Source organism: Antiquaquibacter oligotrophicus (assembly GCF_020535405.1).
Taxonomy (GTDB): Bacteria; Actinomycetota; Actinomycetes; order Actinomycetales; family Microbacteriaceae; genus Rhodoglobus; species Rhodoglobus oligotrophicus.
In genome coordinates, this window is the sequence record NZ_CP085036.1 from 2,283,981 (window position 1) to 2,299,370 (window position 15,390).

The following is a 15,390-nucleotide window of genomic DNA, read 5'->3' on the forward strand; positions in this document are numbered from 1 at the left end:
CCCTGTGATGTAATGGTCGGCAGGCACTCGAAGAGGAGCTACACGTGACACATCACCGCACGGGAAATCTGAGTGTCGAGGAGTTGTCGGCCGCTCACGCGTCGGGCGACATCGACACCGTCATCATCGCGTTCACCGACATGCAGGGCCGCCTCATCGGCAAACGGGCCTCCGCGCGTCTTTTCCTCGACGAACTCGCCGAGCACGGTGCTGAGTGCTGCAACTACCTCCTGGCCGTCGATGTCGAAAACAACACCGTCGACGGCTACGCGATCTCGTCATGGGAGCGCGGCTACGGCGACATGGCGATGATGCCCGATCTGGACACACTCCGGCGTGCGCCGTGGTTGCCGGGAACAGCGATCGTCACCGCCGACCTCACGTGGCTGGACGGCACCCCTGTGAACCCCGACCCGAGGCAGGTTCTCAAACGGCAGCTCCAGCGACTCGCTGAACGCGGGCTCGAGGCGTTCGTTGGCACGGAACTCGAGTTCATCGTCTTCGAGGACGGCTACCGGGATGCGTGGCGCAAGGGGTACCGCGACCTCACACCCGCGAGCGACTACAACATCGACTACGCGCTCATGGCCTCGACGCGTATGGAGCCACTGCTGCGCGACATCCGCAACGCCATGGATGGCGCCGGCATGTACTGCGAGGGGGTCAAGGGCGAGTGCAACCTCGGTCAGCAGGAGATCGCCTTCAAGTTCCGCGATGCGCTCGGCACGTGCGATAACCATTCGATCTACAAAAACGGGGCAAAAGAGATCGCCGATCAGCACGGCAAGTCCCTCACCTTCATGGCCAAGTTCAACGAGCGCGAGGGCAACTCGTGCCACATCCACCTCTCCGTGCGCGGCACCGACGGTGCTGCCGTGATGGCCGACCCCGATCGCCCTTACGGTTTCTCGAAACTCATGGAGCACTGGCTCGCCGGTCAGCTCGCAACCATGCGTGAGTTGACCCTGTTCTTCGCGCCGAACATCAACTCCTATAAGCGCTACGTCGAGGGGAGTTTCGCGCCAACGGCGGTCGCCTGGGGTTTGGACAACCGCACGTGCGCCCTGAGGGTGGTGGGTCGCGGTCACTCCCTTCGAGCCGAGAACCGCGTTCCCGGCGGCGACGTCAACCAGTACCTCGCCGTCGCGGCCCTCATCGCGGGCGGCCTGTACGGCATTGAGCACGAACTCGAGCTCGAGCCCATCTTCGAGGGGAACGCCTACACGTCGGATGCCCCTCGTGTGCCGTCGACCCTGCGCGAGGCCGCGCAGCTCTTCGAGGCCTCCGAGATCGCGGTGGACGCATTCGGGGAGGATGTCGTCGCGCACTACCTGAACATGGCCAAGGTCGAGCAGGCGGCATTCGATGCAGCGATCACCGATTGGGAGAGGGTGCGCGGTTTTGAGCGGCTCTGAGTTGGCTGGCGGGCAGAGTTTCGGTGCGCCGATCATCGGCCTCACGACCTACCTGGAACAGGCGCAGACCGGGGTGTGGGATGTTCCGGCATCCTTCCTGCCGAAGGTGTACTTCGACGCCGTGAACCGGGCTGGGGGGATTGCGGTGCTTCTGCCGCCGCAACCCGTGGACGAGACGATTGCCGCGCGCATCATGGACGGGCTCGACGGCATCATCATCACGGGGGGTAAGGATGTGGACCCCGCGCGGTACGGTCAACAACCGCATCCCACGACCGACGCCCCTCGACGGGATCGAGACGCGTGGGAGGATGCCCTCCTCACGGCCGCGCTCGAGCGTGACATCCCGTTCCTCGGCATCTGTCGCGGCGCTCAAGTGCTCAACGTCGCGCGCGGGGGGACACTCATTCAGCACCTGCCCGACGTCATCGGCAGTGACCGCTACAACCTCGGGGGTGGCAACTTCAACACCAACGAGGTCCACGTCGACGCAGGGTCGGCCATCGGAACCCTCCTCGGAGAGCGGGCAACCGTCAAGAGTTATCACCACCAGGCCATCGATGAGCTCGGGAATGGCCTCGTGGTCACGGCGCGCTCCGACGACGGAATCGTGCAGGCCGTCGAGCTGCCCGACCATCCGTTCGCGGTGGCCGTCCAGTGGCATCCCGAGGAGGACGCCGCCGAGGATGCCCGGCTCTTCGCGGGACTTGTCGACGCCGCACGGGCCTACCGAAAGCAGAAAGCATGAGCACCACCACCCTCGTCAACCCGGCAACGGCCGAGCCCTTCCGCGAGGTTGAGCACGCCACCGTCGAGCACGTCGATGAGGCGGTTGCTCTAGCGCTCGTCGCACAGCGCGAGTGGCGCGCGCTGACGCCGGCTCAGCGCGCGGGGTCGCTGCGCGAGTTCGCGCGCGTCGTCGAGGAGCACGGCGAGGAGCTTGCGACCCTCGAGGTGCTCAACTCCGGGCATCCGATCGCTCAGGCGCGGTGGGAAGCCGGGCACGTTCGCGATGTGCTGACCTACTACTCGGCCGCCCCCGAACGGATGATCGGCAAGCAGATCCCCGTCGCCGGTGGTCTCGACGTGACGTTCCTCGAACCGATCGGCGTCGTCGGTGTGATCGTGCCGTGGAACTTCCCCATGACGATCGCCAGCTGGGGGTTCGCGCCCGCGCTCGCCGCAGGGAATGCCGTGGTGCTCAAACCGGCCGAATGGACGCCGTTGACGGCCATCCGCCTCGGTGAGTTGGCTCTTGAAGCAGGGCTCCCCGCCGGGCTCTTTCAGGTGCTGCCGGGCAAGGGCTCTGTCGTGGGCAACCGGTTCGTCACCCATCCCGACGTTCGCAAAGTCGTCTTCACGGGTTCGACCGAGGTGGGCAAGCAGGTCATGGCCGGATGCGCCGACCAGGTCAAACCCGTGACCCTCGAGCTCGGCGGCAAGAGCGCCAACATCGTTTTCGCCGACTCGGACCTCGAGAAAGCGGCGGCGACGGCGCCGTACTCGGTCTTCGAGAATGCCGGGCAGGACTGTTGCGCGCGCAGTCGCATCCTCGTCGAGCGTTCCGTCTACGACCGCTTCATGGAACTCCTCGAACCCGCCGTGCAGGGGGTGAAGGTGGGGGATCCGGGCGACGAGTCGACCGAGATGGGGCCGCTGGTCTCCCGTGCCCACTTCGATTCCGTTCGCTCCTTCGTTCCGGATGACGCTCCTGTCGCCTTCCGCGGGACAGCGCCCGATGGCCCGGGCTTCTGGTTCGCCCCGACCGTTCTCACGCCGACCTCTCGTACCGATCGTGTTGTCACGGACGAGATCTTCGGTCCCGTCGTCGCCGTTCTTCCCTTCGAGGACGAAGGCGATGCGATCGCCTTGGCCAATGACAGCATCTACGGGCTGAGCGGTTCGATCTGGACTCGCGACGTCGGCCGTGCGATCCGGGTGGCGCGCGGAGTGGAAAGCGGCAACCTTTCCGTCAACTCGCACTCGAGTGTGCGGTACTCGACCCCCTTCGGCGGTTTCAAGCAAAGCGGCCTCGGCCGTGAGCTCGGCCCGGACGCGCTGGACGCGTTCACCGAGACCAAAAACGTCTTCATCAGCACCGACTAGAGATCCACGAGCGAGGAAACATGACCATCGACAAGATCGACCTCACCCAGCGACTGGCGGGCAAAGTTGCCGTCATCACGGGCGGAGCGAGCGGGATCGGCTTGGCCACCGCGAAGCGGTTCGCAGCAGAGGGTGCGACCGTGGTGATCGGCGATTTCAACGCGGAAACAGGTCAGGCCGCGGCGGCCGAGGTGGACGGTCTGTTCGTTCAGGTCGACGTCACCGACGAGGCACAGGTCAACAACTTCTTCGACACGGCGGCGGCAACCTACGGGTCCGTCGACATCGCCTTCAACAATGCCGGCATCTCGCCCCCCGACGACGATTCGATCGAGACCACAGAGTTGCCCGCCTGGGACAAGGTGCAGGAAGTCAACCTGAAGAGTGTGTACCTGTGTTCGCGCGCGGCGCTGCGTCACATGACGAAGCAGGGCAGTGGCTCGATCATCAACACCGCATCCTTCGTCGCGGTGCTCGGCTCCGCGACGTCGCAGATCAGCTACACGGCATCCAAGGGTGGAGTCCTGGCGATGACGCGGGAGCTGGGTGTGCAGTTCGCGAGGCAGGGCATCCGCGTCAACGCTCTCTGTCCCGGGCCGGTCAACACGCCCCTCCTGCAGGAGCTCTTCGCGAAGGATCCCGAGCGCGCACAGCGACGACTTGTTCACATCCCCACCGGTCGGTTCGCCGAACCGGAGGAGTTGGCAGCTGCCGTCGCCTTCCTCGCAAGCGACGATGCGAGCTTCATCACCGCGTCGACCTTCCTCGTCGACGGTGGCATCAGCTCGGCCTACGTGACGCCGCTGTAGGCTCGCAGGCATGGCCGAGGGTGACGGCGGGCTTGCCGATGAGGTGCTCTTTCGACCCGTTCGTAGTGGCAACGCGTTCGAAGACACGGTGTCCCGACTACTGCAGACGATCCGACTCGGCATCGTGCAACCGGGGGAGGCGCTGCCGCCCGAGCGCGATCTGGCGACACGCTTCTCGGTGAGCCGCGACACCGTTCGCGACGCCATTCGCTCGCTCGCCGAAGCCGGATACCTCGTCGCCCGCCGCGGTCGGTACGGCGGCACGTTCGTGAGCGACCCGCTCCCGACGGCGCCGGAGACGGATGCCCCCGCCCCGAGTGCGGCGGACCTCGAGGATGTCCTCGGGCTCCGCAGCATCCTGGAGGTCGGCGCCGCGCGTGCGGCCGCTGCGCGGGACCTTTCGGCGGCGGAACGCGAACTGTTGTGGTCCCAGTCGCGCGAGACGGCCGCGGCCTCCGTGGAGGATTACCGGCGGTTGGACTCGCGCCTGCACCTCGCCATCGCCGAGGTGGTCGGCATCCCGTCGCTCGTCTCCCTCATCGCGGACAACCGCACGAGGGTCAATCACCTGCTCGACACGATCCCTTTGCTCTCGCGAAACATCGAGCACTCCAACCAACAGCACGAAGCGATCGTCGTGGCGATCCTCACGGGTAACCCGGAACGCGCGGCCGGCGAGATGGCGGAGCATCTCGCCGGCTCGGCGACTCTTCTTCGTGGCTTTTTGAGTTAGCGCGGCACCTCGCGACTAGTCGCTCGTGCGGCGGCGCAGTCGCCCGATCACCACTACTCCGGCCGTCACCGCGGCTGCGGCGAGTCCGCCCAGGAGCGCGGGCGACAGGGGCCCTCCGCCGGTGAACGCCAGAATCGAAGTGTTGGTAGTGGCGTCGGGCGTGCCGTGGGTGCCTGTTTCGCCCTCATCGGTCCCGCCGTGTCCGGTATTGCTCTCCTGGGTTCCGGACACAGTGATAGTCACGGTCGCAGGCCAGCTCCCGTACTCGCCGTCGCTGTTCGTGTACCTGAATTCGTCGGTCCCCTCGAAACCGGGCTCCGGTTGGTAGCTGAACCCGCCGTCATCCCCGAGGACCAGCGTTCCATGCTGGACGTCGGCAACGAGGTCCGCTCGCACGATGGGGAGCGCGGAGCCGGCGATGTCATTAGCCAGCACTCCCGGGGCGTCAACGACCAGAAGGGTCTCGAACGCCGCCTCGAACGAGTCGTCGATGGCGTCGGGTGCCAACGTGTCGTCCTCCCACACGGTGATGGTCACCGTTGCAATGTCGCTCTCCACGCCGGAGTCACTCACGGCGCGGTAGGTGAAGGTATCGTCGCCGACGAAGCCGTCCTCCGGGCCGTAGACGAATGTGCCGTCGGAGAGCAGCTCGAAGTCGGCGGCATGGGTTGGTCCCCCCTCGAGAGTCGCTTCGAGGGTCGGTTGCCCGAAGTCGTTTCGCAAGACGCCCAAGTCCTTGTCGAGGAAACTCAAGAGCCCCCCGGCCTCCACGAAGTAGTGGTCGTCGCCGGCAGTGGTGGTTTCGTAGTTGAGGCGCATCCCGACGACTGTTTCGACGTACGAGTTCAGGGCAACCCACTGCGCGTGGCCTCGCTCGCTCGCGTTCTGACTCCACTCGCCGATGAGGTAACCATCGACGAGGGGCTCAGCCCACACCTTGTAGGCGTTGCTCGGGTTGAGGCCGATGAACACAGCTTCGCCTCGGACCGTGTCCAGTGTCGCGACGGGCGTGTCATCGTCGTACTCGTAGAGAACAACTCGGGCTGCCAGCGGGAATCCGTGGGGGTCGTAGACCGTCACTCGCAGCACACTCTGCGATTGTGCGAGGGAGATGGGGGCCGATGCCTGCGGGTCGGATGCATCGACCAAGATCAGACTGGCGGTGGCCTGGGTGCTGCCACCCCACCACCCGTCGAGGTATGCACTTCCTGCAGCGGCGTGGACCTGGTAGTAACCCTCGCTGAGACCGGAGAACGAATAGCGGCCATTCTCATCTGAGATTACGGCCAGCATCGCCTGAGACTCCCCGAACCGGTACAGCTCGACCTCGGCGAACGGAAGCGGCTGACCGTAGTAGTTGGTGATGGTCCCGTCGATGATGTGGACGCCGATGCCGGGCACGGAGCTCAACACAACTTCGAAGGATGGTGACGAGGTTGAAGTAACGTGCGCCGTGCGAGCTCCGGCTTGTGTGGCGCTATCCCCCCACCACATCGCCGCGAGGTCGAGCCGCCCGCTGGGCGCAGCCACGTGAAAGCGGTAATTGCCCAGCGGTACATCCGCGAGGTGTGCGACACCCGATGAGTCGCTTACGGCCGCACGGTGCGGCTGAGCGCCCGATTGGTCGTGCGAGGGTGTAACTGTAGCTCCGGTGACTGGCGCGCCAGATTGGTCGACGACGGAGAATCTGAGATCCCGCGTTCCCGCGGAGAGTTCGGCGTTCGGTGCCGTCTCGGACGGAGAGACCGACGCGGTCGCGTCCGCCGCAATGACCGCGTCGGCGTTGTCGACGACCGTGGCCTCCGCTGTATTGGGCTCCGGCTCGACGGATGCGGCGGTCTCGGTCGGGGGAGTGTCAGCGGGATCGTCCGCGGGTGTGACGTGCGCGGTCGACTCTGTTTGCGGCGACGACTCGTCAGGGGCGCGGTCGGTCGACGACTCCGTCGGCGCGCCTTCGGTGGGCTCGACGGGGGCGATGTCGATCGACGAGACGACATCAGACGCTGACGTCGGAACGTCTTCGGCTGTTGCGGTCACGCCGGGGAGGAACAGGGATGCGGCCACGGCTACGACGACGACGCCGGTGGCAAGACGAAATTTGTACATGGTGAGGTCCTAATGGTTAAAGGGCGCTCAGCGGTGGGTCACACCAGCGAGCACGTGTTCGAGGGGAAGGGGTGGCGCTCACGGGGAGCGCCACCCCGGGTCGGTCCGCATGCGCCCGAGCCGGGCCAGGACAGGTCCCGGCGGGGGCTCGACACGCGGGCCGACGCTGTGCGGCTACGCGCGTCGGCGACGCACCCGCAGGCCGATGGCGGTGAGAAGCCCACCCAGTCCGACAAGGATGAGAGCGGCTGTCGTGATTTCGGCCCCGGTGCTCGAACCGGTCAAAGCGAGACCGTCACGGCGCGGGGACGCGAGCTGCTCGTGATTCCCGGTGTCACCGCTCGGCACGTGGCTGGGCCTGGAGTCACCGTCAGATGACTCAGTGGCGTTGGGGTCGACGATCTCGAGGATGATTGCCGCCGAGTCATCGTTCAGGTATCCGTCCTGCATGACGTACCGCAGTTCGTAGACACCCGGTTGATCGGTGATCGCGGTCATCGTGAACGACCCGTCCTCGTCGATGTCGTACTTGACTATGGTCTCCCAGAAGACGGAGTCCGCGTCCTCCACGTCCTCGAACGACAGCGGGGGAGCACCCTGATCGTTGGCCAGGAGCCCGTGGGCAGCGTCGACCTCGATGGTCTCGCCGAGTTCGAGCGTGTACTGGTCGTCGGCCGCGGCGACGGGCGTCGCCGGTACGTCGCCCACGACGATCGTCACCCGCCCACGGTTTGATGAGTGGGTGTAGTCACCATCCCAGATGCCGTAGGAGAGGATGTCGACGCCGACGAATCCGGGGTCCGGAATGTACGTGAAGGTGCCGTCCGGATACCAGGTGAGCGTGCCGTGCGCGGGGCCGCCAGGTGAGCCGGCCACCGTGAGCGGTGGTTTGCCGGTGTCGTTGGCGAGAAGACCGCCGGAGGGTTCAGGCACCACGAGGGCCACACCCTCGTCGACGGCGTAGAAGTCGTTCTGTGCCACCGGCGGGAGATGCTTCAGCCTGATGTCGAGCACATGCGTACCGGGTTCCGTGAAACTGTATGGCTCGGCCGAGGAGGGGTTGGCAACACCCGGCCACCACATCGTCTGAACGTCGGAGTTCTCGGGAGCAACGAAGCGCACGTAGTATTCGCCGAGGTCCGGGTAGTGGTCGATGGTGTCGGAGAACGCCATCCACCACGAACCTATGTCGGAGTAAGCGGTTTTGACGAGGTCTCCGTCTGGAGCGGTCCAGAACTCGACCCGGGCCCCAGGAACGAGACGATTAGCGTAATCGCGAACGTTTCCGACGAAGATCGGGTACGCGTCGTCGGCGAGGTCCAATGAATGGTTGAGAACGGCGCCAGAAGCGTCGACCGTGACAGGTAGGTAATTGGCCGTTCTGTATCCCGTCGCATAGAAGGTGATGTCGTACTCACCCGGCTCCAGCCCGCGGACGTCGTAACGTCCGTCATCGTCCACGCTCACTCGTGTGATTTCGTTGAGGTGATCGGTTGGTCGATAGACGGTGACCGAAGCCGTGGGGATGCCCAGTCCTGTGTTCGACGCCGTCACGGTTCCGCGGAGCTGACCCAGCTCGGCTCCGGCGAGGTAGTCGAGTTCCACGTGAAGCGTCAACTGGGTCTCTGACACCGTGATCAGGGACGCAGTCGCAAGTGTGTTTGCGTCCTGCCACCATTCCGACGCGAGGTCCGGTCGGGCATAGTGACTGGGGCGCACATGCACGGCGTACTCGCCGTGGGGGACGTACATGAGGTGAGCTTGGCCGTCGGCGTCGGTCACCGTCGAACGGTACGCGCTGCCATCGGGTTTCATAAGGGAGGCGCTGGCGCTCACGGGTTCGCCCGTCGGATCTGTCACGATCACATCAACTGAAACCGCGGTGTTCGGCGGCAGAAGACCGGCGATCGGAGTCTCAGAGGGGGAGTCTGCGACACTCTCGATCGGCACCGTTGCGCTCTCCGTCGCGGGTTCGCTTATCGGGTTCACGTCGGTCGGCTCGGTTTCGATCTGCGGGATCTCCTCGGTGACGGGCTGTTCCTGTGCCGAAGTATCGATGACCGGCTCTTCAGCGTCAGGAGTTTCTTCCACTGTCGGGATAACATCCTCGGCCGGCTCGATGACCGTTGGCGACTCCGAGATGGGCGCTTCTTCCGCTGGCGCGGGTTCCGGTGCCGAAGCAGCGGGCTGGTCACGGGGTGCCGCGACATCCTCGGCCATGGCGACGGCTGGGCTGAGCAGGAGGCTCAGTGTGAGTATCGGCGCGAGCGCACTCGCGACCGGGTGTGGTCGTTTCATGATGTTGTCCTGTTTCTCGATCTGGTAACTACGAGTAGTAGTTATTGCAGATCAAAGTTATGGACGATTGACCTCAGGAGAAAGAGGCAGGCACTGCCAAGGCAGCAAGTGGCCAACTACGACCAGTAGCTATTGAGCGCGATCCATGCGCGCTGCCCCACTCAGTCCTCGAGCTCGCCGAACTCGGGCTCCTGGTTCTCCTTGACGACGGTGCCAACCGCGATCGCCACCGTGAGGCCCCAACTGAGCCACATTGCCGCCAGGCGCCAGTCACGAGGGCCGCGTCGAGTGGTCTGGACAAGGCCCCAGATACCGAAGAGGGAACTCAGGATGCTCGTGTTGAACAGGAACTTGCGCATGTGACCTCCGAACGTCAGGTCCCACGCTATCGCCCGGTGCGCAATCGCCGCAGTGGTTGACAGAGGGCTCCCCGCTGGGCATTCGCTGGGAAACTGACCGATCGGACAGTTTCTGACCGATCGGTCAGGTAGCGTGTCAGCGTGTCATCCAGCCAAGAGGATCTGCGCCGTATCGCGCTCGCTGAATTCGCGAGCGCCGGATACTCAGCGACCTCCCTCCAACACATCGCCGAGCTCGCCGGCCTCTCCAAAGCGAGTGTTCTGTACCACTACGGCTCGAAGGAAGCACTGCTCGACGCAGCGATCGGGCCGGCCATCGATCGCATGGCCGCTGTTCTCGAACCGCTGCACCTCAACGGGCTCCGAGGCGAGGAGCGCCAGGCCTTCCTCGAGGAGTTCGTCGACTTTCTGCTCGAGTACCGGCTCGAGGTGCATATTTTTATCAACCAGGGACCATCACTCGTTGACGTCCCTGTGATCGATCGTGCCAACGCGCTCGTGCGTCAGCTCGCAGACTTTTTCGCCACCCACACCTCCTCGGTCGAGGAGAAGATGCGCTTCGGCGTCGCCCTCGGAGGCGCCGCGTACATGCTCGGCACATTCCACGGACTCGGAATCGATGCCCCACCCATCAGCGAGACCAGGGCTGCTCTCGTGACGATTCTGAGCGAACTGCTCACCCCCGTCCGAACAAACCCCTAGCCCCGGAGCCGACATGGCAACCCTCCTGTACCGACTCGGTCGTTTCTCTTACCGCCACGCCTGGCGCGTCATCCTTGTCTGGGCGGTGCTGCTGCTCGGCATCCTCGGCGGCGGCTTCGCACTGGGCGGGCAGACGCAGGAGTCCTTCGCCATCCCCGGCACCGAGTCCCAGAACGCTCTCGATCGACTCGAGGCGGTCTTCCCGTCCGTCGCGGGGGCGAGCGCCCAAGTTGTACTCGTGGCTCCCGAGGGTGACACGGTCACGAGCGCTGCCTCCGAGGAGGGCATAGCCGACCTGGTGTCTGAGCTCGAAACCATCAACGGTGTCGACTCGGTCATCTCGCCGTTCAGCGAATACGCGGGCGAGGCGGTAACCGACGACGAGTCCATGGCCATCGTGAGAGTGCAGTTCGATGGTGCGTCGACGGAGGTGACCGACGCCACCCTTGATGAGGTGAAGGCCACGGCATCCATTGCGGAGGATGCAGGACTTCGCGCCGAGTTTGGTGGTCAGGTCTTCCAGGACAACACGTTCGGAATCACCATCACCGAAGCCTTTGGCGTCATCTTCGCGGGTGTTGTGCTCTTCATCACGTTCGGATCACTCCTTGCCGCCGGGATGCCGCTCCTCAGCGCCCTCGTCGGCGTCGGCATCGCGATCGGCGGCATCACCGCCTACACCGCGTTCGCCACGGTCTCCAGCACCGCACCCCTGCTTGCCCTCATGATCGGCCTCGCGGTCGGAATCGACTACGCGCTCTTTGTTCTCTCGCGGCATCGGAACCAACTGGCGAACGGCGAGGATCCCGAGGAGTCGGCGGCCATGGCCGTCGGTACCGCGGGCAGCGCCGTCGTCTTTGCGGGCGTCACGGTCATCATTGCGCTGCTCGGTCTGCTCGTCGTCGGTATCCCCTTCCTCTCGGTTATGGGTGTTGGTGCAGCATTCGCCGTGCTCATCGCCATCGGTGTAGCCGTGACCCTCCTTCCGGCGCTCATGGGGCTCGCCAAGGGGCGACTGGCCCCCAAGGAAGGTTCGCGTGCATGGCGTCGCGCCCAGGCCGTCAGCGACAGCGGCGGACCCGCCCGGTCGATGGGGCAACGCTGGGTTCGTGGAGTCATGAAGCATCCGCTGCTCGTCTCACTCGGAGTGGTCGCGCTCCTCGGTACGCTGGCGATTCCCGCGCTGAGCCTCGACCTGAACGTGCCGGACGGCGGTTCAGAGCCGGCGGGATCCACGCAGCGCGAGGCGTACGACCTCATCACCGAAGGCTTCGGGCCCGGCTACAACGGACCGCTCATCGTCGCCGTCGACATCACGCAGACCACGGACATCCTCGACGACCTCGATGCGATCCGTGATCGACTGTCGGGGCTGGATGACGTCGCCTACGTGCAGCAGGGCTTCCCCGACGAGACCCTCGACACTGCCATCATCCAGGTCACACCGGAGAGCGCACCGGACTCCACCGAGACGAAACAACTCGTCGAGTCGATCCGAGCACTCGCACCCGAGATCGAGGACGAGTTCGACACCCCGATCTCGGTGACGGGAACAACCGCGGTCGCGATCGACATCTCCAACCGGTTGAGCGCGGCGCTCCTGCCCTTCGCCCTCGTTGTTGTGGGCCTCTCGATCGTCTTGCTCATGATCGTCTTCCGTTCCGTCCTGGTGCCACTGAAGGCAGCACTCGGCTTCCTGCTCTCCGTCGCCGCATCCTTCGGTGTCGTCGTGGCGATCTTCCAGTGGGGTTGGGGAGCCGAACTCCTGCACGTCGACAATCCCGGGCCGATCCTGAGCTTCCTGCCCATCCTCCTCATGGCCGTGCTCTTCGGCCTCGCGATGGACTACGAGGTGTTCCTTGTCTCGGGCATGCGTGAAGAGTTCGTGCACACGGGCGATGCGAAGCGCGCGGTCGAAAAGGGCTTCGCGGGTGCCGCTCGGGTTGTCACCGCGGCCGCTCTCATCATGTTTTTCGTCTTCTTCGCCTTCGTCCCCGAGGGGTCCGGGATGATCAAGCCGATCGCGCTCGGACTTGCCGCGGGTATCGCCTTCGACGCCTTCCTTGTGCGCATGACACTCGTGCCGGCACTCATGACGCTCTTCGGAAAGGCCGCGTGGTGGATGCCGCGCTGGCTCGGCAAGGCCCTGCCGCACGCCGACATCGAGGGCGAGCAACTGCGCGACCACCGCGCCGCCACCGAGTGGGCGAACAACCAGCAGGGAATGGCGATCAGCGCCGACTACCTTGTGGTCGGCACACCGTCGGAGCCGCTCGGGCCGCTGTCCATCGAGATTCCGGAAGGCGCACTCGTGATCGCCAGCGGTGATGCATCCGCCCGCCGTGTACTCGCGGCAACCCTCTCAGGCCGGCTCGACCCGGTCTCCGGGCGAGCCCAAGTGCTCGGGGTTCCTCTGCCGTCGGATGCGGCGCGTGTGCGTTCGCTCGTCGCGCTCGCCAACGTGGGAGGCTCCGAGCGTTCGGAGACCACGGTGACCGTCGGCCGACTCCTCGCAGAGCGACTCGAAACAACTCAGCCCTGGTACCGATTCCTCGAAACCAAGCGCAACGCCGAGGCTTGGGTCGAACGGATCAACCAGGTGTTGCGGCGCGTTGCCACTCGCGAGGTCGTGAGAGTGCGGGCATCCCACACCCTCATGGAGCTGCCGCAGCTCGAACGCGCCGTCGCCCTCGCGGCTGTCGCGCTCGCCGAGCGGACACCGGTGATCATGCTCGACCAACTGGACTCGTTCGCGAGTTCCGACGACGAACAGGACTTCATCGCCGCGCTCGAAGCCCTCGCCCCAGCCTCGACGACCATCGTCCTCGGCACACCGTTGCCCGCCCGCGCACTCGACGAATCATCGACGGATGCCCGGCTGAAGCTCTCCATCGACCTCTACTCGCTCACCACGGAAGGATCCCTTCGATGAGCACCCCCACCTCTCTCCAGAAGCGCGGAACCGTGCTGCGTCGCCTCGGTGTCGCCGCCGTCGTGCTCATTCCTCTCGCCTTTGCCGGGCTCTTCGTCGGGGCGCTCGCCCAGTCCGATTCTGCTCTCGAGCGCATCCCGGCCGCGGTGGTGAACGAGGACACGATGATCACCACGACCGACGCGAATGGCGACGATCAGATCGTTTTCGCCGGCCGTCAGCTTGTCACCGAGTTGACCGGGGCCGACGGCTTCGAATGGACGATCACCAACGCCGAGGACGCGCAAGCGCTGCTCGACTCGGGGGCCGTTTACGCCGTGCTCACCGTGCCGAGCGACTTCTCCGAGTCGGTGCTCTCGCTGTCGTCCGATTCGCCGGAACGCGCCGACATCACCATCCAGACGGATGACTCGCACAGCTACCTCACGGGTTCGGTTGCCCAAGTGGTCGGCCAGACCCTCACGGACACCTTCGGCCGCGAAATCACCAAGCAGTACCTCGCGGGCCTCTACGACGGTATGGGTCAGCTCGGCGAAGCTCTCGGCGAGGCAGCCGACGGTGCCGACTCACTTGCTAGCGGAGCCTCGCAGTTGCAGTCGGGCCTCACCCAATACACCGGGGGAGTGGACTCGCTCGCGGGCGGACTCTCACAGCTGAATGCAGGGGCGAGCGGACTCACGGAGCTGAGTAATGGCATTGCTGGTTATGCCAACGGAGTTTCCGAGCTCTCGGCTGGAATCGCACAGCTCAACGCGGAGGTTCAGCCGAACGGGACGAGCCCCGGCCTCGGTGCCCTTGGCGATGGAATCGTCGCCTACACCGGCGGTGTTTCCGGGGTTTATACAGGGCTCGACGGTTTCGCTCAGTCCATTGCTCCAAAACTCACCGAAGAAGAGGCGACTGCGCTCAACGGAATCGTCGCCGGTCTGGGTCAGCTGAGCACTCAGGGCCAGGGCATCGCGCAAGGCGCGGGTGGACTGCGTGACCTTCAGGACGGCATTGGCGAAATCGCCAGCGGCGCGCAGGGCGCGAGCGATGGTGGTCAGGTGCTGGCAAGCCAGGCGGCCTCGGCGATCTCGGGTGTGCAGTCGGGCATCTCGCAGAGCGCCTCGGGAGCGTCGCAGTTGGCAGCAGGTTCCGCTGGTGTTGTCTCCGGGGCATCCGGTCTCGCCGACGGAGCGAGCCAACTAGCCACCGGCCTCCAGGAGGGCGCCGACCAGGTCCCCGCGACGGACCCCGATACCGCTGCCGCGACCGCGGACGTTGTGGTGGAACCGGTCGGTGTCGAGGTGTCGACCGCGAACGCCGTGACGGATGTCGGTCAGGGTGTCGCCACGTTTTTTGTGCCCTTGGGGCTCTGGATCGGGGCGCTCGCCGTCTTCCTCGTGCTGCGCCCCGTGTCCCGGCGGGCACTCGCCTCCACGGCCAGCAACGGACGTCTCGCCGCTGCCGCACTGGGACGCGCAGGCGCTGTCACCGCGGCGCAGGCCGCGCTCCTCGTGGCACTCCTTCACGGTGCGCTGGGGGTCTCGTGGGCCTTACTCCCGGCGACGGTCGCATTCTCGCTCGTGATGGCGCTCGCCTTCACCGCGTTCCACTACCTGCTCACGATCGGACTCGGTCGCGGCGGACTCGTGGTCTCCCTGTTCCTCCTGGCAGTGCAGGTCACCTCGACTGGCGGCATCTACCCTGTCGAGCTGCTCTCCACGCCGTTCCAGGTGATCAGCCCCTTCCTGCCCCTCACGTGGGCCGTCAGCGGAATGCAGGGGATCATCGCCGGGGGAGCGGCGGGCTCAGTTGCCTCGGCCGCGGTCATCCTGCTCGCATTCGGTGTCGGCAGCGTCATCCTGTCGCTCTTCGTCATCCGACGCACCCGACGAGCGGACCTCTTGGGTCTCGTGCCCGCACTCGCCTAGGAGCTCAGTCGGCT

The 15,390-nt window shown here is 65.4% G+C and carries 11 protein-coding genes; 8 read left to right on the plus strand and 3 right to left on the minus strand.

Features of this window, described 5'->3' with window-relative positions; genetic code table 11:
* Positions 1 to 44: 44 nt before the first annotated feature.
* Genes LH407_RS11055 through LH407_RS11075 form a run of 5 tightly spaced genes read left to right on the plus strand, consistent with a single transcriptional unit; the run spans position 45 to position 5,063 of the window.
* On the plus strand, positions 45 to 1,415 hold the full coding sequence (locus LH407_RS11055) for a glutamine synthetase family protein (RefSeq protein ID WP_322133935.1): 1,371 nt from the start codon (positions 45 to 47) through the stop codon (positions 1,413 to 1,415).
* Entirely contained in the window at positions 1,402 to 2,163 is a 762-nt protein-coding gene (locus LH407_RS11060) for a gamma-glutamyl-gamma-aminobutyrate hydrolase family protein (RefSeq protein WP_322133934.1), read from the plus strand. Before LH407_RS11055 ends, LH407_RS11060 begins: the two co-directional genes overlap by 14 nt.
* Entirely contained in the window at positions 2,160 to 3,521 is a 1,362-nt protein-coding gene (locus LH407_RS11065; protein WP_322133933.1) for an aldehyde dehydrogenase family protein, read from the plus strand. Before LH407_RS11060 ends, LH407_RS11065 begins: the two co-directional genes overlap by 4 nt.
* 20 nt (positions 3,522 to 3,541) lie before the next feature.
* Complete coding sequence (locus LH407_RS11070; RefSeq protein ID WP_322133932.1) at positions 3,542 to 4,330, plus strand: 3-oxoacyl-ACP reductase; 789 nt, start codon at positions 3,542 to 3,544, stop codon at positions 4,328 to 4,330.
* A 10-nt stretch (positions 4,331 to 4,340) separates the two neighbouring features.
* Positions 4,341 to 5,063 carry a FadR/GntR family transcriptional regulator gene (locus tag LH407_RS11075; RefSeq protein WP_322133931.1) on the plus strand — a complete coding sequence of 241 codons (723 nt, stop codon included), beginning with the start codon at positions 4,341 to 4,343 and terminating at the stop codon, positions 5,061 to 5,063.
* A gap of 15 nt (positions 5,064 to 5,078) precedes the next feature.
* Here LH407_RS11075 and LH407_RS11080 read toward each other — a convergent pair whose 3' ends face one another.
* The 3 genes from LH407_RS11080 to LH407_RS11090 all read right to left on the minus strand — a co-directional run bounded on the left by LH407_RS11080 (position 5,079) and on the right by LH407_RS11090 (position 9,826).
* The gene (locus LH407_RS11080; protein WP_322133930.1) at positions 5,079 to 7,169 is read right to left on the minus strand and encodes an Ig-like domain-containing protein; all 2,091 of its coding nucleotides are present in this window, start codon (positions 7,167 to 7,169) and stop codon (positions 5,079 to 5,081) included.
* A 174-nt stretch (positions 7,170 to 7,343) separates the two neighbouring features.
* Complete coding sequence (locus LH407_RS11085; RefSeq protein WP_322133929.1) at positions 7,344 to 9,467, minus strand: carboxypeptidase regulatory-like domain-containing protein; 2,124 nt, start codon at positions 9,465 to 9,467, stop codon at positions 7,344 to 7,346.
* A 161-nt stretch (positions 9,468 to 9,628) separates the two neighbouring features.
* Positions 9,629 to 9,826 carry a hypothetical protein gene (locus LH407_RS11090; RefSeq protein ID WP_322133928.1) on the minus strand — a complete coding sequence of 66 codons (198 nt, stop codon included), beginning with the start codon at positions 9,824 to 9,826 and terminating at the stop codon, positions 9,629 to 9,631.
* Positions 9,827 to 9,967: 141 nt separating this feature from the next.
* Between LH407_RS11090 and LH407_RS11095 the strand changes: the two genes are divergently transcribed.
* The 3 genes from LH407_RS11095 to LH407_RS11105 are packed head-to-tail and all read left to right on the plus strand — an operon-like array spanning position 9,968 to position 15,376.
* Entirely contained in the window at positions 9,968 to 10,528 is a 561-nt protein-coding gene (locus LH407_RS11095) for a TetR/AcrR family transcriptional regulator (protein ID WP_322133927.1), read from the plus strand.
* A 13-nt stretch (positions 10,529 to 10,541) separates the two neighbouring features.
* Positions 10,542 to 13,460 carry an MMPL family transporter gene (locus LH407_RS11100; RefSeq protein ID WP_322133926.1) on the plus strand — a complete coding sequence of 973 codons (2,919 nt, stop codon included), beginning with the start codon at positions 10,542 to 10,544 and terminating at the stop codon, positions 13,458 to 13,460.
* Complete coding sequence (locus LH407_RS11105) at positions 13,457 to 15,376, plus strand: YhgE/Pip family protein (protein WP_322133925.1); 1,920 nt, start codon at positions 13,457 to 13,459, stop codon at positions 15,374 to 15,376. Before LH407_RS11100 ends, LH407_RS11105 begins: the two co-directional genes overlap by 4 nt.
* Positions 15,377 to 15,390 lie beyond the last annotated feature (14 nt).

Bases quoted from the DNA above. Each gene is read 5' to 3' on its own strand.
- LH407_RS11065 (WP_322133933.1), top strand. From the start codon at position 2,160: ATGAGCACCACCACCCTCGTCAACCCGGCAACGGCCGAGCCCTTCCGC.
- LH407_RS11070 (WP_322133932.1), top strand. From the start codon at position 3,542: ATGACCATCGACAAGATCGACCTCACCCAGCGACTGGCGGGCAAAGTT.
- LH407_RS11075 (WP_322133931.1), top strand. From the start codon at position 4,341: ATGGCCGAGGGTGACGGCGGGCTTGCCGATGAGGTGCTCTTTCGACCC.
- LH407_RS11080 (WP_322133930.1), bottom strand. From the start codon at position 7,169: ATGTACAAATTTCGTCTTGCCACCGGCGTCGTCGTCGTAGCCGTGGCC.
- LH407_RS11085 (WP_322133929.1), bottom strand. From the start codon at position 9,467: ATGAAACGACCACACCCGGTCGCGAGTGCGCTCGCGCCGATACTCACA.
- LH407_RS11090 (WP_322133928.1), bottom strand. From the start codon at position 9,826: ATGCGCAAGTTCCTGTTCAACACGAGCATCCTGAGTTCCCTCTTCGGT.
- LH407_RS11100 (WP_322133926.1), top strand. From the start codon at position 10,542: ATGGCAACCCTCCTGTACCGACTCGGTCGTTTCTCTTACCGCCACGCC.
- LH407_RS11105 (WP_322133925.1), top strand. From the start codon at position 13,457: ATGAGCACCCCCACCTCTCTCCAGAAGCGCGGAACCGTGCTGCGTCGC.